This is a genomic window from Afipia carboxidovorans OM5, assembly GCF_000218565.1.
In the GTDB taxonomy this organism is placed as follows: domain Bacteria; phylum Pseudomonadota; class Alphaproteobacteria; order Rhizobiales; family Xanthobacteraceae; genus Afipia; species Afipia carboxidovorans.
Window position 1 is genome coordinate 2486503 of sequence record NC_015684.1, and the last position, 25057, is coordinate 2511559.

36 protein-coding genes are annotated in these 25057 nt (G+C 61.6%); 1 reads left to right on the top strand and 35 read right to left on the bottom strand.

Features of this window, described 5'->3' with window-relative positions; translation table 11 throughout:
- Positions 1 to 8: 8 nt before the first annotated feature.
- The 34 genes from OCA5_RS11570 to OCA5_RS11735 form a co-directional block, all read right to left on the bottom strand.
- Entirely contained in the window at positions 9 to 803 is a 795-nt protein-coding gene (locus OCA5_RS11570; RefSeq protein ID WP_012562861.1) for an SDR family NAD(P)-dependent oxidoreductase, read from the bottom strand.
- A gap of 115 nt (positions 804 to 918) precedes the next feature.
- Positions 919 to 1629 carry an ankyrin repeat domain-containing protein gene (locus OCA5_RS11575; RefSeq protein ID WP_013913200.1) on the bottom strand — a complete coding sequence of 237 codons (711 nt, stop codon included), beginning with the start codon at positions 1627 to 1629 and terminating at the stop codon, positions 919 to 921.
- On the bottom strand, positions 1626 to 2045 hold the full coding sequence (gene rplQ, locus OCA5_RS11580) for a 50S ribosomal protein L17 (RefSeq protein WP_012562859.1): 420 nt from the start codon (positions 2043 to 2045) through the stop codon (positions 1626 to 1628). The genes OCA5_RS11575 and rplQ overlap by 4 nt, the downstream gene beginning before the upstream one ends.
- Before the next feature lie 126 nt (positions 2046 to 2171).
- The gene (locus tag OCA5_RS11585; RefSeq protein ID WP_012562858.1) at positions 2172 to 3191 is read right to left on the bottom strand and encodes a DNA-directed RNA polymerase subunit alpha; all 1020 of its coding nucleotides are present in this window, start codon (positions 3189 to 3191) and stop codon (positions 2172 to 2174) included.
- Positions 3192 to 3304: 113 nt separating this feature from the next.
- Positions 3305 to 3694: a 30S ribosomal protein S11 gene (rpsK, locus tag OCA5_RS11590; protein ID WP_013913201.1), complete on the bottom strand. Its 390-nt coding sequence runs from the start codon at positions 3692 to 3694 to the stop codon at positions 3305 to 3307.
- 162 nt (positions 3695 to 3856) lie between these two features.
- Entirely contained in the window at positions 3857 to 4225 is a 369-nt protein-coding gene (gene rpsM, locus OCA5_RS11595; protein WP_013913202.1) for a 30S ribosomal protein S13, read from the bottom strand.
- Positions 4226 to 4403: 178 nt separating this feature from the next.
- On the bottom strand, positions 4404 to 5456 hold the full coding sequence (locus OCA5_RS11600) for an adenylate kinase (protein WP_012562855.1): 1053 nt from the start codon (positions 5454 to 5456) through the stop codon (positions 4404 to 4406).
- On the bottom strand, positions 5453 to 6784 hold the full coding sequence (gene secY / locus OCA5_RS11605) for a preprotein translocase subunit SecY (RefSeq protein ID WP_012562854.1): 1332 nt from the start codon (positions 6782 to 6784) through the stop codon (positions 5453 to 5455). The genes OCA5_RS11600 and secY overlap by 4 nt, the downstream gene beginning before the upstream one ends.
- A gap of 125 nt (positions 6785 to 6909) precedes the next feature.
- Positions 6910 to 7401 (bottom strand): 50S ribosomal protein L15, encoded by a 492-nt coding sequence (gene rplO, locus OCA5_RS11610; RefSeq protein WP_012562853.1) that lies wholly within the window; start codon positions 7399 to 7401, stop codon positions 6910 to 6912.
- Positions 7402 to 7412: 11 nt separating this feature from the next.
- Positions 7413 to 7619, bottom strand: coding sequence for a 50S ribosomal protein L30 (gene rpmD, locus OCA5_RS11615; protein WP_012562852.1), 207 nt, complete (start codon positions 7617 to 7619; stop codon positions 7413 to 7415).
- A gap of 26 nt (positions 7620 to 7645) precedes the next feature.
- On the bottom strand, positions 7646 to 8224 hold the full coding sequence (gene rpsE / locus OCA5_RS11620; protein ID WP_012562851.1) for a 30S ribosomal protein S5: 579 nt from the start codon (positions 8222 to 8224) through the stop codon (positions 7646 to 7648).
- A gap of 70 nt (positions 8225 to 8294) precedes the next feature.
- Positions 8295 to 8657 (bottom strand): 50S ribosomal protein L18, encoded by a 363-nt coding sequence (gene rplR / locus OCA5_RS11625; protein ID WP_012562850.1) that lies wholly within the window; start codon positions 8655 to 8657, stop codon positions 8295 to 8297.
- Between the two features lie 11 nt (positions 8658 to 8668).
- Positions 8669 to 9202 carry a 50S ribosomal protein L6 gene (gene rplF, locus OCA5_RS11630; RefSeq protein WP_012562849.1) on the bottom strand — a complete coding sequence of 178 codons (534 nt, stop codon included), beginning with the start codon at positions 9200 to 9202 and terminating at the stop codon, positions 8669 to 8671.
- A gap of 13 nt (positions 9203 to 9215) precedes the next feature.
- Positions 9216 to 9614, bottom strand: a complete 399-nt coding sequence (gene rpsH, locus OCA5_RS11635; RefSeq protein WP_012562848.1) for a 30S ribosomal protein S8 — start codon at positions 9612 to 9614, stop codon at positions 9216 to 9218.
- A gap of 10 nt (positions 9615 to 9624) precedes the next feature.
- The gene (rpsN, locus tag OCA5_RS11640) at positions 9625 to 9930 is read right to left on the bottom strand and encodes a 30S ribosomal protein S14 (RefSeq protein ID WP_012562847.1); all 306 of its coding nucleotides are present in this window, start codon (positions 9928 to 9930) and stop codon (positions 9625 to 9627) included.
- Positions 9931 to 9978: 48 nt separating this feature from the next.
- On the bottom strand, positions 9979 to 10536 hold the full coding sequence (gene rplE, locus OCA5_RS11645) for a 50S ribosomal protein L5 (protein WP_012562846.1): 558 nt from the start codon (positions 10534 to 10536) through the stop codon (positions 9979 to 9981).
- Positions 10529 to 10843, bottom strand: a complete 315-nt coding sequence (gene rplX / locus OCA5_RS11650; protein ID WP_012562845.1) for a 50S ribosomal protein L24 — start codon at positions 10841 to 10843, stop codon at positions 10529 to 10531. The genes rplE and rplX overlap by 8 nt, the downstream gene beginning before the upstream one ends.
- On the bottom strand, positions 10843 to 11211 hold the full coding sequence (gene rplN, locus OCA5_RS11655; RefSeq protein WP_012562844.1) for a 50S ribosomal protein L14: 369 nt from the start codon (positions 11209 to 11211) through the stop codon (positions 10843 to 10845). The genes rplX and rplN overlap by 1 nt, the downstream gene beginning before the upstream one ends.
- A 124-nt stretch (positions 11212 to 11335) precedes the next feature.
- Positions 11336 to 11584: a 30S ribosomal protein S17 gene (gene rpsQ / locus OCA5_RS11660; RefSeq protein WP_012562843.1), complete on the bottom strand. Its 249-nt coding sequence runs from the start codon at positions 11582 to 11584 to the stop codon at positions 11336 to 11338.
- 12 nt (positions 11585 to 11596) lie between these two features.
- Positions 11597 to 11809, bottom strand: a complete 213-nt coding sequence (rpmC, locus tag OCA5_RS11665) for a 50S ribosomal protein L29 (RefSeq protein ID WP_012562842.1) — start codon at positions 11807 to 11809, stop codon at positions 11597 to 11599.
- 4 nt (positions 11810 to 11813) lie between these two features.
- The gene (gene rplP, locus OCA5_RS11670; protein ID WP_012562841.1) at positions 11814 to 12227 is read right to left on the bottom strand and encodes a 50S ribosomal protein L16; all 414 of its coding nucleotides are present in this window, start codon (positions 12225 to 12227) and stop codon (positions 11814 to 11816) included.
- A 32-nt stretch (positions 12228 to 12259) separates the two neighbouring features.
- Positions 12260 to 12961 (bottom strand): 30S ribosomal protein S3, encoded by a 702-nt coding sequence (gene rpsC, locus OCA5_RS11675; RefSeq protein WP_012562840.1) that lies wholly within the window; start codon positions 12959 to 12961, stop codon positions 12260 to 12262.
- An 18-nt stretch (positions 12962 to 12979) separates the two neighbouring features.
- Positions 12980 to 13366: a 50S ribosomal protein L22 gene (rplV, locus tag OCA5_RS11680; protein ID WP_012562839.1), complete on the bottom strand. Its 387-nt coding sequence runs from the start codon at positions 13364 to 13366 to the stop codon at positions 12980 to 12982.
- A gap of 17 nt (positions 13367 to 13383) precedes the next feature.
- Positions 13384 to 13659 (bottom strand): 30S ribosomal protein S19, encoded by a 276-nt coding sequence (gene rpsS, locus OCA5_RS11685; RefSeq protein WP_012562838.1) that lies wholly within the window; start codon positions 13657 to 13659, stop codon positions 13384 to 13386.
- Positions 13660 to 13671: 12 nt separating this feature from the next.
- Positions 13672 to 14508, bottom strand: coding sequence for a 50S ribosomal protein L2 (gene rplB / locus OCA5_RS11690; RefSeq protein WP_012562837.1), 837 nt, complete (start codon positions 14506 to 14508; stop codon positions 13672 to 13674).
- Between the two features lie 12 nt (positions 14509 to 14520).
- Positions 14521 to 14820: a 50S ribosomal protein L23 gene (locus tag OCA5_RS11695; protein ID WP_012562836.1), complete on the bottom strand. Its 300-nt coding sequence runs from the start codon at positions 14818 to 14820 to the stop codon at positions 14521 to 14523.
- Positions 14817 to 15437, bottom strand: coding sequence for a 50S ribosomal protein L4 (rplD, locus tag OCA5_RS11700; protein ID WP_012562835.1), 621 nt, complete (start codon positions 15435 to 15437; stop codon positions 14817 to 14819). Before rplD ends, OCA5_RS11695 begins: the two co-directional genes overlap by 4 nt.
- The gene (rplC, locus tag OCA5_RS11705) at positions 15437 to 16168 is read right to left on the bottom strand and encodes a 50S ribosomal protein L3 (RefSeq protein ID WP_012562834.1); all 732 of its coding nucleotides are present in this window, start codon (positions 16166 to 16168) and stop codon (positions 15437 to 15439) included. Before rplC ends, rplD begins: the two co-directional genes overlap by 1 nt.
- A gap of 50 nt (positions 16169 to 16218) precedes the next feature.
- Positions 16219 to 16527: a 30S ribosomal protein S10 gene (gene rpsJ / locus OCA5_RS11710; protein WP_012562833.1), complete on the bottom strand. Its 309-nt coding sequence runs from the start codon at positions 16525 to 16527 to the stop codon at positions 16219 to 16221.
- Positions 16528 to 16632: 105 nt separating this feature from the next.
- The gene (tuf, locus tag OCA5_RS11715; protein WP_012562832.1) at positions 16633 to 17823 is read right to left on the bottom strand and encodes an elongation factor Tu; all 1191 of its coding nucleotides are present in this window, start codon (positions 17821 to 17823) and stop codon (positions 16633 to 16635) included.
- Positions 17824 to 17862: 39 nt separating this feature from the next.
- Positions 17863 to 19935, bottom strand: a complete 2073-nt coding sequence (gene fusA / locus OCA5_RS11720) for an elongation factor G (RefSeq protein WP_012562831.1) — start codon at positions 19933 to 19935, stop codon at positions 17863 to 17865.
- Between the two features lie 34 nt (positions 19936 to 19969).
- A complete protein-coding gene (gene rpsG, locus OCA5_RS11725) occupies positions 19970 to 20440 on the bottom strand; it encodes a 30S ribosomal protein S7 (RefSeq protein WP_012562830.1) in 471 nt (156 codons plus the stop codon).
- Positions 20441 to 20457: 17 nt separating this feature from the next.
- A complete protein-coding gene (gene rpsL / locus OCA5_RS11730) occupies positions 20458 to 20829 on the bottom strand; it encodes a 30S ribosomal protein S12 (protein ID WP_012562829.1) in 372 nt (123 codons plus the stop codon).
- A 624-nt stretch (positions 20830 to 21453) separates the two neighbouring features.
- The gene (locus tag OCA5_RS11735; RefSeq protein ID WP_012562827.1) at positions 21454 to 22626 is read right to left on the bottom strand and encodes a carboxylate--amine ligase; all 1173 of its coding nucleotides are present in this window, start codon (positions 22624 to 22626) and stop codon (positions 21454 to 21456) included.
- Positions 22627 to 22897: 271 nt separating this feature from the next.
- Here OCA5_RS11735 and OCA5_RS11740 point away from each other — a divergent pair, with 271 nt between their 5' ends.
- Positions 22898 to 24145: an O-antigen ligase family protein gene (locus tag OCA5_RS11740; RefSeq protein ID WP_013913203.1), complete on the top strand. Its 1248-nt coding sequence runs from the start codon at positions 22898 to 22900 to the stop codon at positions 24143 to 24145.
- Positions 24146 to 24215: 70 nt separating this feature from the next.
- On the opposite strand, the gene OCA5_RS11745 is transcribed toward OCA5_RS11740, so the two are convergent.
- Complete coding sequence (locus tag OCA5_RS11745) at positions 24216 to 25031, bottom strand: glycosyltransferase family 2 protein (protein WP_012562825.1); 816 nt, start codon at positions 25029 to 25031, stop codon at positions 24216 to 24218.
- Positions 25032 to 25057 lie beyond the last annotated feature (26 nt).

Sequence of the window (25057 nt, forward strand, 5' to 3'; positions counted from 1 at the left end):
GCCCGCGATCATGCGATGGTCGGCACCAGTCCGCCCTCGGCACGCAGCGCCGCGCCATTGGTGACGGATGCTTCGCGCGAGGCGACATAGACCACCATATTGGCGATCTCGTCCACGCTGGCAAAGCGCTGGATCAGCGACGACGGCCGATGCTGCCTGATGAATTCCGCAGCCGCGGTCTCCACCGATTGTCCGTTCTGCTTCGCGAGATCCTTCACGAACGTCTCGACGCCTTCCGACATCGTCGGCCCCGGCATCACTGCATTTACCGTCACGGCCGTGCCCTTGGTCATCTCCGCGAGCCCGCGCGAGATGGAGAGTTGTGCCGTCTTGGTCATGCCATAGTGGATCATCTCCTTCGGAATCATGATCGCGGATTCGGAGGCGATGAAAACAATGCGACCCCAATTGCGCTCCAGCATGCCCGGCATGTAAGCGCGCGACAGCCGGACGCCCGACATCACGTTGACGTTGAAAAAGCGGTGCCAGTCCTCGTCGGGAATATCGAAGAACGGTTTCGGTTCGAAGATGCCGGTATTGTTGATGAGGATATCGACCTTCGGCACGGCCTTCACCAGTGCGGCGCAGCCCTCCGCTGTGGAGACATCGGCAGCAACGCCCCTCACCTTCGCAGAAGTTGCAGCCTTACCGAGAGAGGCAACGGCCTGATCCACTTTCGCCTGTCCGCGACCGTTGACGATCACGTCTGCCCCGGCCAACGCGAGGCCTTTTGCGATGGCGTGGCCGATGCCGCTAGTCGAGCCGGTGACGAGCGCGGTTGTGCCGGACAAATCGATTTTCATGAATGCCTCCTTCGCTGTGCTCTTTCATATGGAGGGCGCAGACACGACCGCCATACGGAGAACAGGAAAACGCCTTCACGAGGCCGTGCGCCGCGTACGATTTCCAGAACGGGCCCTACTTTGCGCTGGCCTTTTCCAGCATCGCGACCATCTGCGCATAGCCACGACGGCGTGCATGGGCGAGCGGGGTTACGCCATCGCGATCCGCGATATTCACATCCGCACCGGCTTCCACCAGCAGACGCACGATCTCGGTATGAACCGGCCCGCCATCGCTGAGAATGACCGCCTCGATGAGGGCGGTCCAGCCGAGCCGGTTGACGTGATTGATATCGATGGCGGTGCCGAGCAGGATTTTAACTGTCTCGGGATGGCCGTGATGCGCGGCCGGGATCAGCGCCGTACCGCCGTAGCGATTGGTGCTGGCAAGGTCCGCGCCGGCCGCCAGTGTCATCTTCAGGATCTCGTTGCGCCCTTCCGCACCGGCATAGAGATACGGCGTATCAGATATCGAATCCCGCGCATTCACATCGGCGCCGGCGGCAATCAACCGTCGCGCAACATCGACACGATCGCCCTGGGTCGCGAGCAGAAGCGCGGTGCGGCCGGAGCCATCCCGCGCCTCGATATCCGCGCCCTCCGACAGCAAAGCGCTGATCTGCGCAGCGTCACCGCGCGCGGCAGCTTCGAGCAACCGCGAATTGATCTCTGCGCCCGCTGCCGCCATGCACGCTCCGCTCAAGCTAAGAACAAGACAACCGGCCAAAACAAAACGAGCGGCGCAATGCGCCGCCCGTGAAAAACTTGCCGTGATGTGACGGATCATGCCGCCTCGGAGTCGGCCTTCTCCTGCACCGGGCCCGAATCCTGGCCCTTGGCATCGACGTCGCGATCGACGAACTCGATCACCGCCATCGGAGCGTTGTCGCCGTAGCGGAAGCCGGCCTTGATGATGCGGGTGTAGCCGCCCTGGCGGTCCTTGTAGCGCGCCGCGAGGGCGTCGAAGAGCTTCTTGACCTGATCATGGTCACGCAGCTCGCTGATGGCCTGACGGCGCAGCGCGAGGCCACCCTTCTTGCCGAGCGTCACGAGCTTCTCGACGATCGGACGAAGCTCTTTCGCCTTTGGCAGCGTAGTGACGATCTGCTCATGCTTGATGAGCGAAGCCGCCATGTTGGCAAACATCGCCTTGCGGTGCTCGGCCGTGCGGTTGAGCTTGCGGTGAACTTTTCCGTGACGCATTTGACTTGATCCTCAATCTCTTCCGACGGCATGCCGGAGATGTTTCTCAGGTGGGCTTCCTGCGTTCGCCCGGTGGGTATTCATCATTCCGGACGCCGCGTCAGCGACATCCGGAATGACAGTTGCTCAGTAATGATCCTCGAAGCGCTTGGCGAGCTCGTCGATGTTCTCCGGCGGCCAGCCCGGCACTTCCATGCCGAGATGCAGACCCATCTGGGCCAGCACTTCCTTGATCTCGTTCAGCGACTTGCGGCCGAAGTTCGGGGTGCGAAGCATCTCCGCTTCCGACTTCTGCACGAGGTCGCCGATGTAGACGATGTTGTCGTTCTTCAGGCAGTTGGCGGAGCGCACCGACAGCTCGAGCTCGTCCACCTTCTTGAGGAAGGCCGGGTTGAAGGCGAGGTCCGGGATAATCTCCTGAACGACTTCCTTGCGCGGCTCTTCGAAGTTCACGAACACGTTGAGCTGGTCCTGCAGGATGCGCGCGGAGTAAGCGAGCGCGTCCTCCGGCGTGATCGCGCCGTTGGTCTCGATCGTCAGCGTCAGCTTGTCGTAGTCGAGGATCTGGCCCTCACGGGTGTTCTCGACCTTGTAGGAAACCTTGCGCACCGGCGAGAACAGGCTGTCGACCGGGATCAGGCCGATCGGCGCATCCTCGGGGCGATTGCGATCAGCCGCGACATAGCCTTTGCCGGTGTCGACGGTGAACTCCATGCGGATCTCGGCGCCATCGTCGAGCGTGCAGAGCTGCAGCTCGGGATTGAGGACGACGACATCGCCGACGGTCTGGATGTCACCTGCCGTGACGACGCCCGGACCCTGCTTCTTGATCACCATGCGCTTCGGGCCTTCGCCCTGCATCTTGATCGAGATGTCCTTGATGTTGAGCACGATGTCGGTGACGTCTTCGCGCACACCGGCGATCGAGGAGAACTCGTGCAGCACGCCGTCGATGTGCACCGACTGCACCGCCGCACCCTGCAGCGAGGACAGCAGCACGCGACGCAGCGCGTTGCCGAGCGTCTGGCCGAAGCCGCGCTCAAGCGGCTCCGCCACCAGCGTGGCGAAGCGGGACGGGTCGGAGCCCGGCGTAACCTGGAGCTTGTTCGGACGGATGAGTTCTTGCCAATTTTTCTGGATCGTCACGTTTTCACCCCTGACATTCCGAAGCTCGAGCTTCGGCGTTGGAGAGCGCGGTTCATTCCGCGCGGCATCAATTCAAAACAATCGCGGCCGAGAACGGCCGCGACCAGAAAGCATCAGACGCGGCGGCGCTTGCGCGGCCGGCAGCCATTGTGCGGGATCGTCGTCACGTCGCGGATCGAGGTGACGGTGAAGCCCGCCGCCTGCAGCGCGCGCAACGCCGACTCACGGCCCGAACCGGGGCCCGCCACTTCAACCTCGAGCGTGCGCATGCCGTGTTCCTGCGCCTTCTTCGAGACATCCTCGGCGGCAACCTGAGCCGCATACGGGGTCGACTTGCGCGAACCCTTGAAACCCATCGTACCGGCCGACGACCAGGCAATGGTGTTGCCCTGTGCATCGGTGATGGTGATGGTGGTGTTGTTGAACGAGGAATTCACATGCGCGACGCCGGACGCGATGTTCTTACGTTCGCGGCGGCGGACACGAGCAACTTCTTTAGCCATTTTGTCTTCCTTCAAGCGCGTCCGTAATTCCAGACGCTGGGGAAATTGATATTCACTTCACGATGGCCGGACCCTTCCCCGGCCATGCGCGCATTCCTGTCGTCCTGACGTCCCCGGTTCGCTCTCGCGCAATCCGGGGATGATACGGTCAAGCCGTCAGGATTACTTCTTCTTGCCGGCGATCGCCTTGGCGGGACCCTTGCGGGTGCGCGCGTTGGTATGGGTGCGCTGGCCACGCACCGGCAGACCGCGGCGATGACGCAGGCCGCGATAGCAGCCGAGGTCCATCAGACGCTTGATGTTCATGCCGGTCTCGCGACGGAGGTCACCCTCGACGAGATAGTCGCGGTCGATGATTTCGCGAATCTGCAGCACTTCCTGGTCGGTCAACTGCGAGACGCGACGGTCGAGCGGGATCTTCACCTTCTCGACGATGTCGGCTGCGTTCTTCTGGCCGATGCCATGAATGTACTGAAGCGCAATGATGACGCGCTTGTTGGTCGGAATATTGACGCCTGCAATGCGGGCCACGGTCTTCACTCCTGTCGCCGCCTCACGGCAGCTGTTTCTTTATTTCGTCGGGGCGCCTGTCAGCTCTTCGAATTCAAGTAATCGAACTCCCAAAAGCAAACACGACGCCCTGCCCGTTTCCATCTGGGGCCCGGCATCGTCTGAAACCTATCCGACTGGATGCTGGGTATTAATGGATTCACCGTCGTTTCGTCAACCGTTTGGCGGTCTTGGAACGGCCCTTCACGAGCTTTTTCACGGCCTTCCGGGTCCCTGCCGACCGGGCCTTGACGGCCCGCCCGGTCGAGTTCCGGCTGGTTCCCGCGGCAGCCTTGCGACCGCCCCGGCTGGCACCCGTTGCGGCCTTCTTACCACCACTGGATACCTTTTTAGTGACCTTCTTCGCAGTCTTTTTGGCGACCTTGCGAGGCGCCTTCTTGGCAGTCTTCCGAGCGCTGGCAGCCTTTTTGGCGCCGTTCTTGGCTGCCTTCCCGGCCTTCTTTGCAGACTTGGCGGCCTTCTTCGCGGATTTGGCAGCCTTCTTGGCCGAACGGGCCTTCGCAGGGGCCTTCGAGGCGGATTTCGCCGAACGGGTCTTGGTCGCCCGAGTCGCGGCACGCTTGACGGTCGTCTTCCGGGTCGCGGCCTGAGCCGGCTCGTTCGGCTCGGTGATTGCCGACAGCACCCGCTCGATCGCCCCCGTCACCTCCTCGATCGGCATCATGCCGTCGACGGTGACTAGTGCACGCTTGTCCGCGTAGTAGTGGACCAGCGGTTCTGTCTGCTCACGATAGTTCGCGAGTCGTTTGGCGAGCACTTCGGGCGTGTCGTCCGCACGGACGTTCTCGCCGCGGGCCCGCATCTCGGCGATGCGATTCTCGACACGAGCGAGCAGCGCGCCCTCGTTGACGCGCAGTTCAACCACGGCGTCGAGCTTGAGCTTTTTCTTCTTCAGAAGTTCGTCGAGCGCCTCGGCCTGCGCCACGGTGCGCGGGAAGCCATCAAGAATGAAGCCACCCTTGGCGTCGTCCTGCTCGATTCGATCGGCGATGATACCGACAACGACTTCGTCCGGCACCAGGCCACCACTTGCCATGATGTCTTTGGCGATCAGACCCGTCGGGGTCTCCGCTGCAACAGCGGCGCGCAGCATGTCTCCGGTGGAGAGCTGAACGATTCCGTGCCTTTGAACCAGTCGTTGCGCCTGCGTTCCCTTGCCCGCCCCCGGCGGCCCGAGAAGGATAAGTCTCATTTACGGCGGCCCCTCAACTTCGATTTGCGGATCAGGCCTTCATACTGGTGGGCCAGCAGATAGCCCTGCACCTGCGACACCGTATCCATCGTCACGCTGACGACGATCAGGAGCGAGGTGCCACCAAGATAGAACGGCACGGACGCATACGAAATCAGAATTTCAGGCACCAGACACACCAGCGCCAGATAAATCGCGCCGACAACCGTGATGCGCGACAGAACGTAGTCGATATACTCCGCCGTCCGCTCACCCGGACGAATGCCGGGGATGAAGCCGCCGTGCTTCTTCAGGTTATCGGCGGTCTCGGTCGGGTTGAACACGACCGCGGTGTAGAAGAACGTGAAGAACACGATCAGGCCGAGATAGAGCATCAGGAACAGCGGGCGGCCGTGGCCGAGCTCGGTGTTCAACCACTGAAACCACTCCGGCCCCTTGCCGGCATTGAAGCTTGCGATCGTCGTCGGCAGCAGCAGCAGCGACGATGCGAAGATCGGCGGGATCACGCCCGAGGTATTGAGCTTGAGCGGCAGGTGCGAGGACTGGCCCTCGAACATGCGGTTGCCGACCTGACGCTTCGGATACTGGATCAGGAGGCGGCGCTGTGCGCGCTCGACGAATACGATCACGGCAATGACGATGACCGCCATCGCGAGGATCGCGAGGATCAGCACCGTCGACAGTGCGCCCTGCCGGCCAAGCTCGAGGGTGCTCGCGATCGCCGACGGCAATTCCGCGACGATGCCCGCCATGATGATGAGCGAGATGCCGTTGCCGATGCCGCGCGAGGTCACCTGTTCGCCGAGCCACATCAGGAACATGGTGCCGCCGGTCAGCGTCACCGCGGTCGAGATCAGGAAGAAGTAACCGGGGTTCGAGACGACGTTGCCCGCGCTCTGCAGGCCGACCGCGATGCCATAGGCCTGGAAGGCGGCCAGCACGACGGTGAGATAACGGGTGTACTGGTTGATGATCTTGCGCCCGGCCTCGCCCTCTTTCTTCAGCGCTTCGAGCTGAGGGGAAACGGTCTGCAAAAGCTGAATGATAATCGAGGCCGAGATGTAGGGCATGATGTTCAGCGCGAACACCGCCATACGGTCGATGCCGCCGCCGGAGAACATGTTGAACATGCCGAGGATGCCGCCGGCCTGCGAACGGAACACCTGGCTCCAGACGTTCGGATCGATACCCGGCAGCGGGATATAGGTCCCCAGCCGATAAACAACGAGCGCACCTAGCGTAAACCAGATGCGCTTCTTGAGTTCGTCGGCTTTCGCGAACGAGGAGAAATTGAGGTTGGCTGCGAGTTGTTCCGCTGCGGAGACCATTGAGTATCGGTCCTTTCACTTCCATGGCGGGCTTGCGTCCGCCATCGCCGTCTTGAGGTCAGCCAATTCGAGGTCGGCCAAGAGGTAACAACGAGATCGCCCGGCGCAATGCCGGACGCCCTTCATTACGAAGCTTTCGCCTCGCCCTCGTCCTTCTTCGGCGCGAGGATCTTCACCGACCCGCCGGCCTTCTCGACCGCTTCGATCGCCGACTTGGTGGCGCCGTGAACTTCGATCGCAACCTTGGACTTCAGTTCGCCGCGGCCGAGCAGCCGCACGCCGCCCTTGGCCCGACGCAGTACACCGGACTTCACCAGCGCTTCGGCGTTGATTGTGGCCGACGCATCGAGCTTCTTGGCATCGATCGCGTCCTGCAGCCGGTCGAGATTGACCTCGGACAGCTCGACACGGAAGATGTTGTTGAAACCACGCTTCGGCAGGCGGCGATGCAGCGGCATCTGGCCGCCTTCAAAGCCCTTGATACGCACGCCGGAGCGCGCGGTCTGGCCCTTGCCGCCGCGGCCGGATTGCTTGCCCTTGCCGGAGCCAATGCCACGGCCGACGCGCGTGCGCTTCTTGCGCGAGCCTTCGTTGTCGGCGATCTCATTGAGCTTCATTGTCTTGATCCTTACTTCTCGTCGACGACGCGAACGAGGTGCTGAACCTTCGCGATCATGCCGCGCACGGAGGGCGTGTCCTGCAATTCGGAAACGCGGCCGATCTTGTTGAGGCGCAGGCCGATCAGAGTCTCGCGCTGCGCCTTCTGACGGCGGATTGCGCTCGCGATCTGTTCGACCTTCACGGTCTTTGCGGATTTGGTGGCAGCCTTGGCCATGTTCTCAAACTCCAATCAGCGAGTGGTTAGTCCGCACTCGCCTCGGCATCGCCACCGACGCGGCGGGCCTGAAGCACGGAAACCTTGATGTTGCGGCGGTTGGCGACCGAGCGCGGCGAATCCTGATGCTTCAGCGCGTCGAAGGTTGCGCGGATCATGTTGTAGGGATTCGACGAACCGACCGACTTCGCGACCACGTCCTGAATACCGAGCGTCTCGAACACGGCGCGCATCGGGCCGCCGGCGATGATGCCGGTACCAGCCGGAGCAGCACGCAGATAGACGCGGCCGGCGCCGTGGCGGCCGGCGATGTCGTGATGCAGCGTGCGGCCCTCGCGCAGCGGCACGCGGGTCAGGTTGCGCTTGGCGGAATCGGTTGCCTTGCGGATCGCCTCCGGCACCTCGCGAGCCTTGCCGTGGCCGAAGCCGACGCGGCCCTTCTGGTCGCCGATGACGACGAGCGCAGCAAAGCCGAAACGCTTACCGCCCTTCACCACCTTCGCCACACGGTTGATGTGGACGAGCTTGTCCACGAACTCGCTGTCGCGCTCGTCCCGATCCCGACCGCCCCGTTCGCGTCCACCGCGTTCGCGTTCAGCTGCCATTGTTCTGTCCAATCCTTGAGAAGCTCGCGCTTCTGTCCTTGTGTCCGTAATCCGTGACTTCAATCAGCCTTTAGAAGCTGAGCCCGCTTTCGCGCGCCGCATCCGCCAGGGCCTTGACGCGACCGTGGTAGAGATACCCGCCACGATCGAAAACAACTTCCTTGACGCCATTCTTCACAGCGCGCTCCGCGAGGAGCTTGCCGACCGCCTTCGCGGCGTCGATGTTGGCGCCGGTCTTGCCACCCTCGCGCATCGTCTTCTCGAGCGACGATGCGGAAGCAAGCGTCTCGCCCTTCTGGTCGTCGATGACCTGAGCGTAGATGTGCTTCGAGGAGCGGAACACCGACAGGCGCGGACGGCCGCCGGCGGCACGCCGCAGGGCAATGCGCACGCGCTGCTTGCGCCGGGCATTCGTGATCTTGAGCTTCGACATGACCGGCTCCGTTACTTCTTCTTGCCTTCCTTGCGGAAGATGAATTCATTGGCGTACTTCACACCCTTGCCCTTGTAAGGCTCGGGCGGGCGATAGCCGCGGATCTCGGCCGCGACCTGGCCGACACGTTGGCTGTCGATGCCGGCAACCGTGATCTCGGTCGGCTTCGGCACCGTGATGGTGATGCCTTCCGGAACCGGGTAGACCACGTCGTGGCTGTAGCCGAGCGAGAGCTGCAGGTTCTTGCCCTGCAAGGCCGCGCGGTAGCCGACGCCGGTGATTTCCAGCTTCTTCTCAAAACCCTTGGTGACGCCCTCGACGAGGTTCGCGATCTGGGCACGCGCCGTGCCGTAGAGCGACTGCGCGCGCTTGGTCTCGAAACGCGGCGCGACGCGGATCACGTTGTCCTTCAGCTCCACCGACACGTCGTCGTGCACGGTGAACGATCGCGTTCCCTTCGGGCCCTTCACCTTGACGGTCTGGCCTTCGACATTCGCGGTGACGCCCGAGGCGATCGCGACGGGCCGTTTGCCTACGCGTGACATCTTCTATCCTTCCTCAGAACACCGTGAAGAGAACTTCGCCACCCACGTTCGCCTCACGGGCGGCGTGGTCGGCCATGATTCCCTTCGGCGTCGACAGCACCGAAATGCCGAGACCGTTGTTGACGCGCGGCAGGTTCTTCACCGATGCGTAAACCCGGCGGCCCGGCTTGGAGACGCGCTCGATCTCGCGGATGACCGGCTCGCCGTCGAAATACTTGAGCTCGATCTCGAGCTCGTTGTGGCCGCTCGCGTGCTCGACGCTGGCGTAGCCACGGATGTAGCCTTCGCTCTTCAGAACTTCGAGGACGCTCGCGCGCATCTTGGAGCCCGGGGTCGAAACCTTGGACTTCGAGCGCATCTGCGCGTTGCGGATACGGGTGATGAGATCGCTGATCGGATCGTGCGTTGACATGCGCCCCTCCTTACCAGCTCGACTTCACGAGACCCGGGATCAGACCCCGGGACCCGAAGTCACGGATCGCGATGCGGCTCATCTTGGTCTTGCGATAGACCGAGTGAGGCCGGCCGCTGATCTCGCAGCGATTCTTGATGCGGGTCGCCGAGGAATTGCGCGGCATCTCGGCGAGCTTCATCGTCGCTGCGAAACGCTCTTCCATCGGCTTCGTCTTGTCAGCGATGATGGCCTTCAGCCGCGCACGCTTGGCCGCAGCATTCTTCACCATTCTCTGACGCCGATTGTTCTTCTCGACCGAACTTTTTTTAGCCATTCGATAGTCTCCATACCTTTCCGCGTTTGAAACGCCTGGCTCAGCGTCTCACTGCCGGAACGGGAAATTGAATGCGGTCAACAGTGCCCTCGCCTGCTCGTCGGTGGCGGCGGTGGTGCAGACCGTAATGTCCATGCCCCAGGATTCGCCCGACTTGTCGTAGTCGATTTCCGGGAACACGATGTGCTCTTTCAGGCCGAGCGAGTAATTGCCACGGCCGTCGAAGCTCTTGGGGTTGAGGCCGCGGAAGTCACGCACGCGCGGCAGCGCCACGTTGATCAGGCGATCGATGAACTCGTACATCTTCGCCTTGCGCAGCGTGACCTTGGCGCCGATGGCCTGGCCTTCGCGCAGCTTGAAGGTCGCGATCGCCTTCCGCGAATGGGTGACGATCGGCTTCTGGCCGGCGATCAGCGCGAGGTCGCCCGCGGCGAGCTCGACCTTCTTGCGGTCGTTGACGGCTTCGCCGACGCCCATGTTGATCACGACCTTATCAAGCCGCGGCACCTGCATCACGTTGGTGAGGCCGAACTGCTCGGTCAGCTTGCTGCGAATATCGCGGTCGTACACCTCGCGCAGGCGAGGAATGTATGCGGTCTCAGCCATCGATCTCAGCTCCCGAGCTCTTGGCGATGCGCACCTTGGTGCCATCCTTCCCAATCTTGAAACCAACGCGGGTCGGCTTGCCGTCCTTGTCGAGCAGAGCGAGGTTCGACAGGTGGATCGGGCTCTCCTTGGAGATGATGCCGCCTTCCTGCTGCGGGGTCTGCTTCTGGTGACGCTTCACCATGTTGACACCGCGAACCAGCGCACGCCCCTCGGAGGGGCGCACCGCGAACACCTCGCCGGTGCGACCCTTGTCGCGGCCGGTGAGGACGATGACCTTGTCACCCTTGCGAATCTTGGCAGCCATCACAGCACCTCCGGCGCCAGCGAAATGATCTTCATGTGGTTCTTGGCGCGCAGTTCGCGCGGCACCGGCCCGAAGATACGGGTGCCGACCGGCTCGGACTGGTTGTTCACCAGCACGGCAGCGTTGCGGTCGAAGCGGATCACCGAGCCGTCAGCGCGGCGGATGTCCTTCGCGACGCGAACGACGACCGCCTTCATGACGTCGCCCTTCTTCACCTTGCCGCGCGGAATCGCTTCCTTGACGGACACGACAATGATGTCGCCGACGGTGGCGTAACGACGCTTGGAGCCTCCAAGCACCTTGATGCACATGACACGGCGCGCGCCGGAATTGTCGGCCACGTCGAGGTTGGTCTGCATCTGAATCATTGATGCACCTCGTCCTCTTTCTATGCGCTAGAGCGCTTAACGGCATGATCCCGGAAACCAACCCGCGAGATCACGCCCTCTTAAACAGTTTGCTTGAAATCAGTCCGGCGAGGCCGGGCTAATCTCAGGCGGTTTTTTCTTTCTCGCTCTGGACAACCGTCCAGCGCTTCAGCTTCGAGAGCGGCTTGCTCTCGACGATCCAGACCGTGTCACCCGCCTTGAACTCGTTGTTCTCGTCGTGGGCATGGTAGTTCTTGGACCGGCGAATGGTCTTCTTGTAGATCGGGTGGGTGAAGCGGCGATCGACGCGCACGACAACAGTCTTGTCTTGCTTGTCGCTGACGACGACGCCCTGGAGAGTACGCTTCGGCATCTGGATCGCCCCTTATTTCTTCTTGCTGTCCGCGGCGCGCTTTTGCGCAGCGATGGTCTTGATGCGCGCGATGTCGCGGCGCGCCTCGCGCAGCCGAGAGGTATTCTCGAGCTGCCCGGTCGCCCGCTGGAAGCGCAGGTTGAACCGCTCCTTTTTCAGATTGAGGATCGCATCCTCCATCTGATCGGCGCTCATCGCGCGGATGTCTTCAGCCTTGTGTGCCATCTCTTTACTCCGCGATGCGCGCAACGAAGCGCGTCTTGATCGGAAGCTTCGCGGCGGCAAGGGTCAACGCCTCGCGCGCGATCTGATCGTTGACGCCGTCGATCTCGAACAGGATGCGGCCGGGCTTGACGCGGACCACCCACAATTCCGGCGAACCCTTGCCCGAGCCCATGCGGACTTCGGCAGGCTTCTTCGACACCGGGACATCGGGGAATACGCGGATCCAGACGCGGCCGACACGCTTCATGTGGCGCGTCAGCGCACGACGGGCAGCCTCGATCTGGCGCGCAGTGATGCGCTCCGGCGCCATCGCCTTCAGGCCGAACTGGCCGAAAGACAACGTCGCGCCCGACGAGGCGACGCCGTGAATCCGGCCCTTATGCGCCTTGCGGAACTTTGTCTTCTTTGGTTGCATCATGGCTTACGCCCTCAAACCTTTTCTTCTTTCGATCAAGCCGCGTCGCGACGCGGGCGGCTGTCACCGCCGCCTTCGTTCAGGCGCTTGTCCTGTGCCATCGGATCGTGCTCGAGAATCTCGCCCTTGAAGAGCCAGACCTTGACGCCGCAGGTACCGAAGGTGGTGAACGCCGTCGCCACGCCGTAATCGACGTCGGCACGCAGCGTGTGCAGCGGCACGCGGCCCTCGCGGTACCACTCCATGCGGGCGATTTCCGCGCCGCCCAGACGACCCGAGCAGTTGATACGAATGCCCTGGGCGCCGAGACGCATCGCCGACTGCACGGCGCGCTTCATGGCGCGGCGGAAGGCCACGCGGCGCTCGAGCTGCTGGGCGATCGATTCGGCGACCAGCGTCGCATCGAGCTCAGGCTTGCGAATCTCGACGATGTTGATGACGACGTCGGACTCGGTGATCTCCGCGACCTTCTTCTTCAGCTTGTCGATGTCGGCGCCCTTCTTGCCGATCACCACGCCGGGACGTGCCGAGTAAACTGAAACGCGGCACTTCTTGTGCGGGCGCTCGATCACGATGCGCGCCACAGCCGCCTGCTTCAGCTCCTTCATCAGCACTTCGCGAATGCGCACGTCCTCGTGGAGGAGCTTTGCGTAATCGCCCTTGCCGGCGAACCAACGGGAATCCCAGGTCCGGTTGATGCCGAGACGCAGCCCGATTGGATTGATCTTCTGACCCATCGTTTTGTCCTGCGCCTCTTAAGCGCTCGCCTCGGCCTCGACCTGACGAACAACGATCGTCAGCTGCGAGAACGGTTTGTAGATACGGCCCGAGCGGCCACGGCCGCGCGGTGCGAAACGCTTCATCACCATGCCGTTGCCGACATGCGCCTCGGAGACGACCAAAGCGTCGACATCGAGGTCATGGTTGTTTTCGGCATTGGCGATCGCGGACTCGAGGCACTTCTTGACGTCGACCGCGATCCGCTTGCGCGAGAACTGCAGGTCAGCGAGCGCAGACGCCGCCTTCTTGCCGCGGATTAACTGCGCGACGAGATTGAGCTTCTGCGGGCTCACGCGAAGCATGCGGGCAACCGCCTTTGCTTCATTCTCCGGAAGGGCGCGTTCGCGCTTTGGTTTGCTCATGACTTAGTCCTCAAGCCTTACTTCTTGGCTTTCTTATCGCCAGCATGGCCATGGAAGGTGCGGGTCGGCGAGAACTCGCCGAACTTGTGACCGACCATTTCCTCGTTCACGGCGACCGGAACGTGCTTCTGGCCGTTGTAGACGCCGAAGGTCAGTCCGACGAACTGCGGCAGGATCGTCGAGCGACGGCTCCAGATCTTGATGACGTCGTGACGGCCGCTTGCCCGCGCGGCATCTGCCTTCTTGAGCAGAGAACCCTCGACGAACGGGCCTTTCCAGACTGAACGTACCATGTCCGGCGATCCTTACTTCTTCTTCCGCTTGTGGCGGCTGATGAGAATGAACTTGTTGGTCGACTTGTTCGACCGCGTCTTCTTGCCCTTGGTCGGCTTGCCCCACGGAGTGACCGGATGACGGCCGCCCGAGGTGCGGCCTTCACCGCCGCCGTGCGGATGGTCGATCGGGTTCATCACGACGCCGCGGTTATGCGGGCGACGGCCGAGCCAACGGGTGCGACCGGCCTTGCCGATCGAGGTGTTCATGTGGTCGTGGTTCGACACCGCGCCGATGGTCGCCATGCAGCGGCCATGCACCATGCGCTGCTCACCCGAGTTGAGACGCAGGATGACGTAGTCGTGGTCGCGACCGACGATCTGGGCGTAGGTGCCGGCGGAGCGCGCCATCTGACCGCCCTTGCCGATCTTCATCTCGACGTTGTGGACGATGGTGCCGACCGGCATGTTGCCCATCGGCATCGCATTGCCGGGCTTCACGTCGACATAGGAGCCGGCCACCACGGTGTCGCCCACCGCGAGACGCTGCGGCGCCAGGATGTAGGACAGTTCGCCGTCGGCGTACTTGATGAGCGCGATGAACGCAGTGCGGTTCGGATCGTACTCAAGCCGCTCCACGGTCGCCGGAACGTCGACCTTGGTGCGCTTGAAGTCGATCAGACGATAGGTCTGCTTGTGGCCGCCGCCGCGGAAACGCACGGTGATGCGGCCAGTGTTGCCACGCCCGCCGTTCGAGTGCTTGCCCTCGGTGAGCTTCTTCAGGGGCTTGCCCTTGTAGAGCGCCGAGCGGTCGACCATCACCAATTGGCGCTGGCCGGGCGTCGTGGGGTTGAATGTTTTCAATGCCATCGTCGTTGAACCTTACAGTCCGGTGGTCACGTCGATGCGGTGACCCTCTTCGAGGGTCACGACAGCGCGCTTGGTGTCCGACTGAGAGCCGAACTGGCCGCGGAAGGTCTTGGTCTTGCCCTTGCGGACCAGCGTGTTGACGCCCTTCACCTTGACGTCGAACAGCTTCTCGACCGCTTCCTTGATCTGCGGCTTGGTCGCCTTCGCGGCGACCTTGAACACAACCTTGTTGTGCTCGGAAGCCGTCGTCGCCTTTTCGGTAATCACCGGGGCGACGATGATGTCGTAATGGCGCGGGTCCTGAGTGCTCATTTGAAGCGCGCCTCCAACGCGTCCACTGCAGCCTTCGTCAGCACGAGCTTCTGACGGCGCAGGATGTCATAGACGTTGATGCCCTGGATCGGCAGTACGTCGATGTGCGGAATGTTGCGGGCGGCCTGAGCGAAACCGTTGTTCACTTCGGCACCATCGACAATCAGCGCGCTGGTGAGGCCGAGGCCCGAGAAGTGACCGATCAGCGCCTTGGTCTTGGCGTCCTTCAGTTCGGCATTGTCGAGAACGACAAGGCTGCCATCCTTCGCCTTCGCCGACAGCGCATGGCGCAGGCCAAGCGCGCGAACCTTCTTCGGCAGATCATACGCATGGCTGCGTACGACGGGACCGAACGCGCGGCCACCGCCACGGAACTGCGGCACGCGGGCCGAGCCGTGACGAGCACCGCCGGTGCCCTTCTGCTTGTACATCTTCTTGCCGGTGCGGGCGATTTCGGCGCGACCCTTGGTCTTGTGGGTGCCAGCCTGGCGCTTTGCGAGCTGCCAGTTGACGACGCGCTGGATGATGTCCGTGCGCGGCTCGAGACCAAAGATCGTGTCCGACAGATTCACCGAACCTGCGGCTTTGCCTTCAAGAGTTGTGACGTTCAGTTCCATCACGCGCCCTCCCCGGCCGTCGCTTCCGGCGCAGCAGCAGCCTTATCGCCACCGTCGGCGAGCTTGAACTTGCCCGGCTTCGCAGCTTCCTTCGGAAGCGGCTTCTTCACGGCATCGCGCACTGTGATCCAGCCACCCTTCGAGCCCGGAACGGCGCCCTCGACGAGCAGCAGTCCGCGCTCGACGTCGGTCTGGACGACGCGAAGGTTCAGCGTGGTGATGCGATCAACGCCCATGTGACCAGGCATCTTCTTGTTCTTGAACGTCTTGCCCGGATCCTGACGGCCGCCGGTCGAACCGATCGAACGGTGCGAGACCGAGACGCCGTGCGTTGCGCGAAGACCGCCGAAATTCCAGCGCTTCATGCCGCCCGCGTAACCCTTACCGATCGAAGTGCCGGTGACGTCGACGAACTGGCCGACGACGAAGTGGTCGGCCTGGATCTCGGCGCCGACCGGGATGATCGCATCCTCGGACACGCGGAACTCGGCCACCTTGCGCTTCGGCTCAACCTTGGCGACGGCGAACTGCCCGCGCTCGGCCTTCGGCATGTAAACGGACTTGCGGGCCCCCGCGCCGAGCTGCAGCGCGGTGTAGCCGTTCTTGTCCTTGGTGCGGTGGCCGACAACCTGACAGTTGCCCAGCTTCAGCACGGTCACAGGAATATGTTCGCCGGCCTCTGTAAAGACCCGCATCATCCCGACCTTCTGTGCGATCACTCCGGAGCGCATCGGCGTGCTTCCTATTCTTTCTGTCCGGACACCGGACTAACGTAAAAGTTTTAGAGCTTGATCTCGACATCGACACCAGCGGCGAGGTCGAGCTTCATCAAAGCATCGACGGTCTGCGGTGTCGGATCGACGATATCGAGAAGGCGCTTGTGGGTGCGCATCTCGAACTGCTCGCGGCTTTTCTTATCGACGTGAGGCGAACGGTTCACGGTGAACTTCTCGATGCGGGTCGGCAGCGGGATGGGCCCGCGAACCTGCGCACCGGTGCGTTTTGCCGTGTTCACGATCTCGCGGGTCGACGTATCGAGAACCCGATGGTCGAACGCCTTGAGACGAATGCGAATATTCTGGCCGTTCATTGCCTTGATCTCTCTGTTCCGTCATGGCCGGGTTGATCCGGCCATCTACGTCTCGAAAAGAAGTCGTGGATGCCCGGCCGTAAGGCCGGGCATGACGAAAGCTGGTTACTCGATGATGCTTGCTACGACGCCTGCACCGACGGTGCGGCCGCCTTCGCGGATCGCGAAGCGAAGCTTCTCTTCCATCGCGATCGGCACGATCAGGTGCACTTCCATCGCAATGTTGTCGCCCGGCATCACCATCTCAGTGCCTTCCGGCAGATGAACCACACCCGTCACGTCGGTCGTGCGGAAGTAGAACTGCGGACGGTAGTTGGTGAAGAACGGGGTATGACGGCCGCCCTCTTCCTTGGTGAGGATGTAGGCCTCGGCCTTGAACTTCGTGTGCGGCTTGACCGAACCCGGCTTGCACAGAACCTGACCGCGCTCGACGTCCTCACGCTTGGTGCCGCGCAGCAGCGCGCCGATGTTGTCGCCAGCCTGACCCTGATCGAGCAGCTTGCGGAACATTTCAACGCCGGTGACGGTGGTCTTCTGCGTCGGACGGATGCCGACGATTTCGATTTCCTCGCCAACCTTGACGATGCCACGCTCGACACGGCCGGTGACGACGGTGCCGCGGCCCGAGATCGAGAACACGTCTTCGACCGGCATCAGGAACGGCTGGTCAACCGGGCGCTCCGGCTGCGGGATGTACTCGTCGACGTTCTTCATGAGCTCGAGAACCGCATCGCGGCCGAGCTTCTCGTCGGAGTTCTCAAGAGCGGCAAGCGCCGAACCCTTGATGATCGGAATCTTGTCGCCCGGGAAGTTGTACTTCGAGAGCAGCTCGCGAACTTCGAGCTCGACGAGCTCGAGGAGCTCCGGATCGTCGACCATGTCGCACTTGTTGAGGAACACGACGATCGCCGGAACGCCGACCTGGCGGGCGAGCAGGATGTGCTCGCGGGTCTGCGGCATCGGGCCGTCAGCGGCCGACACGACGAGGATCGCGCCGTCCATCTGGGCAGCACCGGTGATCATGTTCTTCACGTAGTCGGCGTGGCCGGGGCAGTCGACGTGCGCGTAGTGGCGGTTCGGCGTCTCGTACTCGACGTGCGAGGTCGAGATCGTGATGCCGCGGGCCTTCTCTTCCGGCGCCTTGTCGATCTGATCGTAAGCCGTGAACGTAGCGCCACCAGCCTCGGCCAGAACCTTCGTAATCGCCGCAGTCAGCGACGTCTTGCCATGGTCGACGTGACCGATGGTGCCGATGTTGCAGTGGGGTTTCTTACGTTCGAATTTCTCTTTAGCCATGACACTCTCCGTTCAGACTTCAGCTTTCGCCAAAGACAATCAGGCAAACTTCTTCTGGACTTCAGCCGACACGTTGGCCGGCGCTTCAGCATAGTGGTCGAATTGCATTGTGAAGGTCGCGCGGCCCTGGCTCATCGAGCGCAGGTTGTTCACGTAACCAAACATGTTCATGAGCGGCACCATCGCGTTGATGACGTTGGCGTTGCCGCGCATGTCCTGGCCCTGGATCTGGCCACGGCGGGAGTTGAGGTCGCCGATCACCGAACCGGTGTAGTCTTCCGGCGTCACCACCTCGACCTTCATGATCGGCTCAAGCAGAACCGACTTGCCCTTCTGCAGCGCGTCGCGGAAAGCCGCGCGCGATGCGATTTCGAACGCCAGCGCCGAGGAGTCGACGTCGTGGAAGGCGCCGTCGATCAGCGTCACCTTGACGTCCACCACGGGGAAGCCCGCGACGACGCCGGAGGTCAGCACGCTGTTGAGGCCCTTTTCGACGCCGGGAATGTATTCCTTCGGCACCGCGCCGCCGACGATCTTGGACTCGAACTGGAAGCCCGCGCCCGGCTCAGCCGGCTCGACCTGGAACTTGACGCGCGCGAACTGGCCCGTACCGCCGGTCTGCTTCTTGTGGGTGTAATCGACTTCCGCGGGCTTGGTGATCTTCTCGCGGAACGCCACCTGCGGTGCGCCGATGTTGGCGTCGACCTTGTAGGTACGGCGCAGAATGTCGACCTTGATGTCGAGATGGAGTTCGCCCATGCCCTTCAGGATGGTCTGGCCGGACTCGTGATCGGTCGTCACGCGGAAGGACGGATCCTCCGCAGCGAGCTTCGCGAGTGCGACGCCGAGCTTCTCCTGGTCGGCCTTCGACTTCGGCTCGATCGCGATCTCGATGACCGGATCGGGGAATTCCATCTTTTCAAGGATCACCGGGTTCTCGGGATCGCACAGCGTATCACCGGTGCGCGCTTCCTTGAGGCCAGCCAGCGCGACGATGTCGCCGGCATAGGCTTCCTTGATGTCTTCGCGGTTGTTCGCATGCATCAGCAACATACGGCCGATACGCTCGCGCTTCTCGCGGGTCGAGTTGATGACGCCTGTGCCGCTCTGCAGGATGCCCGAGTAGATGCGGCAGAAGGTGATGGTGCCGACGAAGGGATCGTCCATGATCTTGAACGCGAGGAGCGACATCGGCTCCTTGTCGTCCGCATGGCGCAGAACCTCGTTGCCGTTCGCATCGACGCCCTTGATCGCGGGCACGTCGAGCGGCGACGGCAGATAATCAACCACCGCGTCGAGCAGCGGCTGCACACCCTTGTTCTTGAACGCAGTGCCGCACAGCACCGGATAGAACGCACCGGAGATCACAGCCTTGCGGATCAGCGTCTTGAGGGTCGCCTCTTCCGGCTCCTTGCCGTCGAGGTAGGCAGCCATGGCGTCGTCGTCGAGCTCGACGGCGGCCTCAACCAGCTTCTCGCGATATTCTTTCGCCTTATCGGCGAGATCGGCGGGAATCTCTTCGACGTCGTACATCGCACCGGCCGACTCGTTATTCCAAACGAGCGCCTTCATGCGGACGAGATCGATCATGCCCTTGAAGTTGTTCTCGGCACCGATCGGGAGCTGGATCGCAACCGGCTTCGCACCGAGACGATCGACGATGTCCGACAGGCACTTGAAGAAGTCGGCGCCGGTCTTGTCCATCTTGTTGCAGAATACGATGCGCGGCACGTGATACTTGTCGCCCTGGCGCCAGACCGTCTCGGTCTGCGGCTCAACACCCTGGTTGCTGTCGAGAACGCACACGGCACCGTCGAGCACGCGCAGCGAACGCTCGACTTCAATGGTGAAGTCGACGTGGCCGGGGGTGTCGATGATGTTCAGGCGCTTGCCGTTCCAGAACGCAGTGGTCGCAGCCGACGTAATGGTGATGCCGCGCTCCTGCTCCTGCGCCATCCAGTCCATGGTCGCGGCGCCCTCGTGGGTCTCGCCGATCTTATGGTTCTTGCCGGTGTAGTAGAGGATACGCTCGGTCGTCGTGGTCTTGCCGGCGTCGATGTGCGCCATGATACCGAAGTTACGGTAGTCCTGGATGGGATGCTGGCGGGCCATGGCTCGTTTTCCTTAATGTCCGTTCGTTTCGCCGTTACCAGCGGTAATGCGAGAAGGCACGGTTGGCTTCCGCCATCTTGTGCACGTCTTCGCGCTTCTTGACGGCGTTGCCGCGGTTGTTCGACGCATCGAGCAACTCGGCCGACAGGCGTTCGGTCATGGTCTTTTCGTTACGGCCACGCGCGGCGGCGATGATCCAGCGGATGCCAAGCGCCTGACGGCGGGTGGAGCGCACTTCGACCGGCACCTGATAGGTGGCGCCGCCGACGCGCCGCGAGCGCACCTCGATGGTCGGCATCACGTTTTCCAGCGCCTGCTCGAACACCGAGAGCGGGCTCTGCTTGGTCTTGGCTTCGATCGTGTCGAGCGCACCGTAAACGATATTTTCGGCGACCGACTTTTTGCCGTCGTACATGATCGAGTTCATGAACTTCGAGATAACGATATTCCCGAACTTCGGATCCGGGTTGACTTCGCGCTTTTCGGCGGAGTGGCGACGAGACATGGGTTTTCCGCTCCTGCTTACTTCGGACGCTTCGCGCCGTACTTCGAACGGCGCTGCTTGCGGTTCTTGACGCCCTGCGTATCGAGGACGCCGCGGAGGATGTGGTAGCGAACGCCGGGCAAGTCCTTGACGCGGCCGCCGCGGATCATGACCACCGAGTGCTCCTGAAGGTTGTGGCCTTCACCCGGGATGTAGCCGATGACCTCGAAGCCGTTGGTCAGGCGCACCTTGGCGACCTTACGAAGCGCCGAGTTCGGCTTCTTCGGCGTCGTCGTGTAGACGCGCGTGCAGACACCACGCTTCTGCGGAGACTGCTGCAGCGCCGGCACCTTCTTGCGCGACTTCTGCAGGACACGCGGTTTTGCGATCAGCTGGTTGATCGTCGGCATATTCGCCTTCACCCTTGTTCGCGCGAGGCTTGCGGCCCCGCAAATTCATTCGGGGCGGATGCCCCACTCTCTTCACGGGGCCAAACGCCCACGCAAAACGAAATCGCGCCAACCGACCATCACTGACCGGAAAGCGCTGAAACACCACAGAGGACCGTAGCCTGCCCCGGGTTAGGACCCGAAACCACCAAGGTCATGCATCCAAATCCAATCTCAGCAAGCGCCCGAGATTGAGTTTCGTTCTGGCATTGCCTGTTAGTGTCGACAGCGTCTGAGCGTCATGGGTCGAGGTTGGTGCCGTTTCAAACCGGGCCGAAACCCAAAGGATGAAAGGTGGTCCGTTCCGACACAGGGAAGCTCACCGCCTGCCGTGAAGTGGCCGGTTTGTATAAGCCATGCAGGGCCAAGTCAAGGCGAAACACTATCTCAAAAGCCCGCGCCATTCCGGCGTTTTTGTCATACTGGTGACATCGCCGCCAGCGGCAAGGGCCGCATGGCGCAGAATCGCTTCCTCTCCGATTCTGCACAGCGGCAGATGCAGGCCGCTTCGAACACCGCCCGGGTGTGAGCTTCCTAACAAATTGAAATCACAATATTAGGTACTATGGTAGTTTGAAAGTGCCTTCAACCGCCGGATAGACGCCGCCGCAGGATACGCAAAACCGTCACCGGAACCTCGACCAGAGCCGGCCAGACATCGTCCCGGGCGAAAGTCGCCCAGGCAATCGGCCTTCGGAAGCTTGCGAGGTAGCTTGAGAGCCCTGACCCGGTCCCCTGCCGCATCACGGCAAGGATATCGCGGCTAAAGTGCATCCAGCGGCAATCGCGTACCCTAGCCGGCACCACCGGTACCTTGCCGTGCGCGAGGTCATAAAGCATCGCCACAAAATCCGGGCCTGCGACCTCCCCGAGGCTGAGCCACGCCCAGACCCTTGTATTGACATCGAGAGGCTTGAACTCGTTGTCCCTGACGTCAAACTTGAAGTCGATCTCGACAAGCCCCTCATAACGGGCCGTGCGCAATAGCTTTTCCGCAACCTCGCAGATCTTCGGCTCGTCCACTGTCTCGATAAAGCAGCTGATGCCAAAATCGGACGGGTACTGGCGCGTCCGCCGTACCGTCATCGCCGCGACTGGTTCACCGGCCGACCACAGGGCCGCGTAGGAATACTGGCTGCCTTCGCCGGGAATATAGTCCTGTATCACCACACCCGAGGACCCCGAATAACCAACCGCGTCCTTATAAAGGGCCGTGAGTTCTTCGCGGTTTTCCGCGCGCCAGACCTTGTCCTGACTGAAGCTGTTGCGCGCCTCGCGCTGGGCCGGTTTCAGGAGAACCGGAAAGGCAGGATTAAGCGCTGCGATCCCGGTCACCGTGTCCACACGATAGCTGCGCGGAAACGGAATTCCGACCTGCTCGGCGAGTCCGGCAAGATGGTTTTTGTCGGCAAGTTGCTGCAAGGCGCTCCAGTCGAGCGATACGATACGAAACCGCTCCCCCAGCAGGGCACGATTTTCGGCAATGAGCCGCGCGTCCCCATCCGCGGATGGCAGAAGGAGCCAGTCTCGAAGGCCCCGCTCCGCGGCGATGGCGAGTAGGCGTTGCGCAGCATCGGGCGCCTGCGGCCCCGGCCACGTCAGACTTTCGCGAACATAGCGGGAGAATTTCGGCAGCGGATGATCGTCCGTCAGGTAGATGACGGGAATCCCCTTGCGGCCAAGGCTGCGTGCCGCCGCGAGTGCGCCGTGAACACCGCCAAGAAGAACAACACCTGGCGGTGCGGCCTGGTTAATCATTGAACCCCTCGGGGCATCCCTCTCGGCATGCAATCGCGACAAGTATTAGTTTCGTTTTCTTAAAATGAATTAACAGCAGTTGCGACATAAGAGCATGCCGGCCGCAGTTCGCTCACCACAAGTTTAACCAGTCGTTAATGGCGCCTGCCTAGATTTAGTCGAGCAAGGTTAAAGCGGTGCTTGCCTACAAGAATCTGGCGCATACCTCCGCGCGCGATCGGCGCCATGCTGAAAGTCATTCCAAAATCCAGCGACGGTGGCTGATGCGACCATGAGCCTAACCACCGCAACCCCTCCCAGCTTCACCATAGACATCGAGCGTCCTATCATCCGCGTATGGCAGCGGCGCATGCTTTGGCTGATCGGCATCAGCAGTTCGATCGTCTTCATCGAGCCGAGCCCCTATGAGGTCATGGTCCTTTTGGCGATAATCTTCTTCGTCGCCACCGGTTTGAAATTTGCGCCGCCACTTCTCGTGCCAACCGTATTGCTGATCGTTCTGAATGCCGGTTATGCGATCAGTGCTATCAAGCTGATGGACCAGCAGGCCATCATCTTCTGGATTCTCACGTCCTGTTACATGGCACTCACGGCAATCTTCTTTGCCGTCGTGATGCTCGAGGATACAAAAGAGCGCCTCGACGCATTAAGCCGCGGTTATGTCATCGGTGCCGTCATCGCGTCTCTTGCAGGCATTGCCGGTTATTTCCAAGTCATTCCCGGCGTCACCGACCTTCTCACCTTCGCCTCTCGTGCACGCGGCACATTCAAGGACCCGAACGTGCTCGGCGCATTTCTGGTGTATCCGGCCATCTATTGTATATGCCAGATCATCGAGTCGCCGTTCTGGAAGGCGGCCCGCAATACGTTTGCTCTTTGCATCATCTGTATGGCGATCTTTCTTGCATTCTCGCGCGGCGCCTGGGCAATTTTTGTTGCGGCCAGCATTATTACGACGACACTGATGTATCTTACGGCAACGACCCGCAAGCGGCGCGTGAAGATCGTCATGCTGGTTCTCACCGCCGTGGCACTGGCTGCCCTGGCGATTTTCATCATGCTGTCATTCAGCTCGACAGCTGATTTGTTCAGTGAACGTGCAAGCCTCAGTCAACCTTACGACAGCGGCCGATATGGCCGGTTCGGACGCCACATTCTCGGTGCGGTCATGACGCTCGACTACCCATTCGGGATCGGGCCGCTGCAGTTTCACAAGTTCTTTCCCGAGGACACGCACAACTCGTTCCTGAACGCCTTCATGTCGGGCGGCTGGCTCAGCGGCGTCGTTTACCCGGCGCTTTTTTTCACCACTCTGATTTATGCCATTCGCGGATTGTTCGTGCGCACACCGTGGCGATCAATCTATATCGCGGTATTTGCGACTTTCCTTGTCACCCTAGGCGAAAGCTTCATCATCGATACAGACCACTGGCGTCATTATTTCCTGCTGGTCGGCCTGGTCTGGGGCACCGTGATCGCTGGACACAGGTTTAAAACCGCTGCACGGCTTCACAGCTGACGTGCAATTCGCTTACGATTTAAATCGCACACGACCTCGACACCCAACAGAAGCGACTCCCTCACAGGCGTTAGCTGCCACCGCCTCTTGCGCGCAATCCCGATCTGATGGTCTGAAACAAACCGCTCGGCATCAGCAACGTGACGAGCGTCCGCGCTATCCCTACCCACGCCTGCCAGGCTCCAGCTTCGAAATATCGCAGCTGAATCCGTAGTCGATCATACAATTGCTGCCGTCGGCGCGTCATCGACTGTCCGCCCGGCGAGATGCGGTAGTTCAGCAGGCACTCTTCGACATTCGCAAGCTCATAGCGCTGACCGATCCGACGAAACAAATCGTAGTCTTCAGCAGCCGGATAATCCTGTGAATAGAGACCTGCGCGTCGCAAGGCCTCGCACCGGATCATGGCGCTCGCATGCGAAACGCCCATGTTAAAGAACATGAGTCTGCGGACCGCACGCGGATCGCCGGAACGGCGATTGATAAAGGTCGAGTCAGCTATGTCGTCGTAGAAATGGCGCGTCCATGTTCCGCAAGCCCCCACTTTGGGGTTCGCGTCCATGAAGGCCACCTGCTTTGCGATGCGATCCGGCTTTGAAATATCGTCCGCGTCGGCAATTGCGACATAATCGAAACCGGCGGCGAGAATTTTGATCAGCGCAGCATTGCGCGCCGCAGCCGGTCCGGCATTCTTCTCAAGCCGGATCACTGTGATGCGGCCATCCGTGTTTTGAAGATATTCGCTGACCGGAATACGACTGCAATCGTCAACTACATAAACCTGACAACCCGGCTTCGCCGCAAGCAGAGGATCGATCGCCTCCCGGATCGTTCGTTCCGCGTTGTAGGCAGCCACAAGAGCGGCGACCCGAGAATGGCCGGTCATGGCAGGCTCCGTCTCTCCCACTGATG

What these genes read in the sequence shown, in the direction of transcription:
- OCA5_RS11570 (WP_012562861.1), bottom strand. Translation starts at nt 803, where the DNA reads ATGAAAATCGATTTGTCCGGCACAACCGCGCTCGTCACCGGCTCGACT.
- OCA5_RS11575 (WP_013913200.1), bottom strand. Translation starts at nt 1,629, where the DNA reads ATGATCCGTCACATCACGGCAAGTTTTTCACGGGCGGCGCATTGCGCC.
- rplQ (WP_012562859.1), bottom strand. Translation starts at nt 2,045, where the DNA reads ATGCGTCACGGAAAAGTTCACCGCAAGCTCAACCGCACGGCCGAGCAC.
- rpsK (WP_013913201.1), bottom strand. Translation starts at nt 3,694, where the DNA reads ATGGCTAAAGAAGTTGCTCGTGTCCGCCGCCGCGAACGTAAGAACATC.
- OCA5_RS11600 (WP_012562855.1), bottom strand. Translation starts at nt 5,456, where the DNA reads ATGAGACTTATCCTTCTCGGGCCGCCGGGGGCGGGCAAGGGAACGCAG.
- secY (WP_012562854.1), bottom strand. Translation starts at nt 6,784, where the DNA reads ATGGTCTCCGCAGCGGAACAACTCGCAGCCAACCTCAATTTCTCCTCG.
- rplO (WP_012562853.1), bottom strand. Translation starts at nt 7,401, where the DNA reads ATGAAGCTCAATGAGATCGCCGACAACGAAGGCTCGCGCAAGAAGCGC.
- rpmD (WP_012562852.1), bottom strand. Translation starts at nt 7,619, where the DNA reads ATGGCCAAGGCTGCCACCAAATCCGCAAAGACCGTGAAGGTCGAACAG.
- rpsE (WP_012562851.1), bottom strand. Translation starts at nt 8,224, where the DNA reads ATGGCAGCTGAACGCGAACGCGGTGGACGCGAACGGGGCGGTCGGGAT.
- rplR (WP_012562850.1), bottom strand. Translation starts at nt 8,657, where the DNA reads ATGTCGAAGCTCAAGATCACGAATGCCCGGCGCAAGCAGCGCGTGCGC.
- rplF (WP_012562849.1), bottom strand. Translation starts at nt 9,202, where the DNA reads ATGTCACGCGTAGGCAAACGGCCCGTCGCGATCGCCTCGGGCGTCACC.
- rpsH (WP_012562848.1), bottom strand. Translation starts at nt 9,614, where the DNA reads ATGTCAACGCACGATCCGATCAGCGATCTCATCACCCGTATCCGCAAC.
- rpsN (WP_012562847.1), bottom strand. Translation starts at nt 9,930, where the DNA reads ATGGCTAAAAAAAGTTCGGTCGAGAAGAACAATCGGCGTCAGAGAATG.
- rplE (WP_012562846.1), bottom strand. Translation starts at nt 10,536, where the DNA reads ATGGCTGAGACCGCATACATTCCTCGCCTGCGCGAGGTGTACGACCGC.
- rplX (WP_012562845.1), bottom strand. Translation starts at nt 10,843, where the DNA reads ATGGCTGCCAAGATTCGCAAGGGTGACAAGGTCATCGTCCTCACCGGC.
- rplN (WP_012562844.1), bottom strand. Translation starts at nt 11,211, where the DNA reads ATGATTCAGATGCAGACCAACCTCGACGTGGCCGACAATTCCGGCGCG.
- rpsQ (WP_012562843.1), bottom strand. Translation starts at nt 11,584, where the DNA reads ATGCCGAAGCGTACTCTCCAGGGCGTCGTCGTCAGCGACAAGCAAGAC.
- rpmC (WP_012562842.1), bottom strand. Translation starts at nt 11,809, where the DNA reads ATGGCACACAAGGCTGAAGACATCCGCGCGATGAGCGCCGATCAGATG.
- rplP (WP_012562841.1), bottom strand. Translation starts at nt 12,227, where the DNA reads ATGATGCAACCAAAGAAGACAAAGTTCCGCAAGGCGCATAAGGGCCGG.
- rpsC (WP_012562840.1), bottom strand. Translation starts at nt 12,961, where the DNA reads ATGGGTCAGAAGATCAATCCAATCGGGCTGCGTCTCGGCATCAACCGG.
- rplV (WP_012562839.1), bottom strand. Translation starts at nt 13,366, where the DNA reads ATGAGCAAACCAAAGCGCGAACGCGCCCTTCCGGAGAATGAAGCAAAG.
- rpsS (WP_012562838.1), bottom strand. Translation starts at nt 13,659, where the DNA reads ATGGTACGTTCAGTCTGGAAAGGCCCGTTCGTCGAGGGTTCTCTGCTC.
- rplB (WP_012562837.1), bottom strand. Translation starts at nt 14,508, where the DNA reads ATGGCATTGAAAACATTCAACCCCACGACGCCCGGCCAGCGCCAATTG.
- OCA5_RS11695 (WP_012562836.1), bottom strand. Translation starts at nt 14,820, where the DNA reads ATGAGCACTCAGGACCCGCGCCATTACGACATCATCGTCGCCCCGGTG.
- rplD (WP_012562835.1), bottom strand. Translation starts at nt 15,437, where the DNA reads ATGGAACTGAACGTCACAACTCTTGAAGGCAAAGCCGCAGGTTCGGTG.
- rplC (WP_012562834.1), bottom strand. Translation starts at nt 16,168, where the DNA reads ATGCGCTCCGGAGTGATCGCACAGAAGGTCGGGATGATGCGGGTCTTT.
- rpsJ (WP_012562833.1), bottom strand. Translation starts at nt 16,527, where the DNA reads ATGAACGGCCAGAATATTCGCATTCGTCTCAAGGCGTTCGACCATCGG.
- tuf (WP_012562832.1), bottom strand. Translation starts at nt 17,823, where the DNA reads ATGGCTAAAGAGAAATTCGAACGTAAGAAACCCCACTGCAACATCGGC.
- fusA (WP_012562831.1), bottom strand. Translation starts at nt 19,935, where the DNA reads ATGGCCCGCCAGCATCCCATCCAGGACTACCGTAACTTCGGTATCATG.
- rpsG (WP_012562830.1), bottom strand. Translation starts at nt 20,440, where the DNA reads ATGTCTCGTCGCCACTCCGCCGAAAAGCGCGAAGTCAACCCGGATCCG.
- rpsL (WP_012562829.1), bottom strand. Translation starts at nt 20,829, where the DNA reads ATGCCGACGATCAACCAGCTGATCGCAAAACCGCGTGTCCTGCAGAAG.
- OCA5_RS11735 (WP_012562827.1), bottom strand. Translation starts at nt 22,626, where the DNA reads ATGATTAACCAGGCCGCACCGCCAGGTGTTGTTCTTCTTGGCGGTGTT.
- OCA5_RS11740 (WP_013913203.1), top strand. Translation starts at nt 22,898, where the DNA reads ATGAGCCTAACCACCGCAACCCCTCCCAGCTTCACCATAGACATCGAG.
- OCA5_RS11745 (WP_012562825.1), bottom strand. Translation starts at nt 25,031, where the DNA reads ATGACCGGCCATTCTCGGGTCGCCGCTCTTGTGGCTGCCTACAACGCG.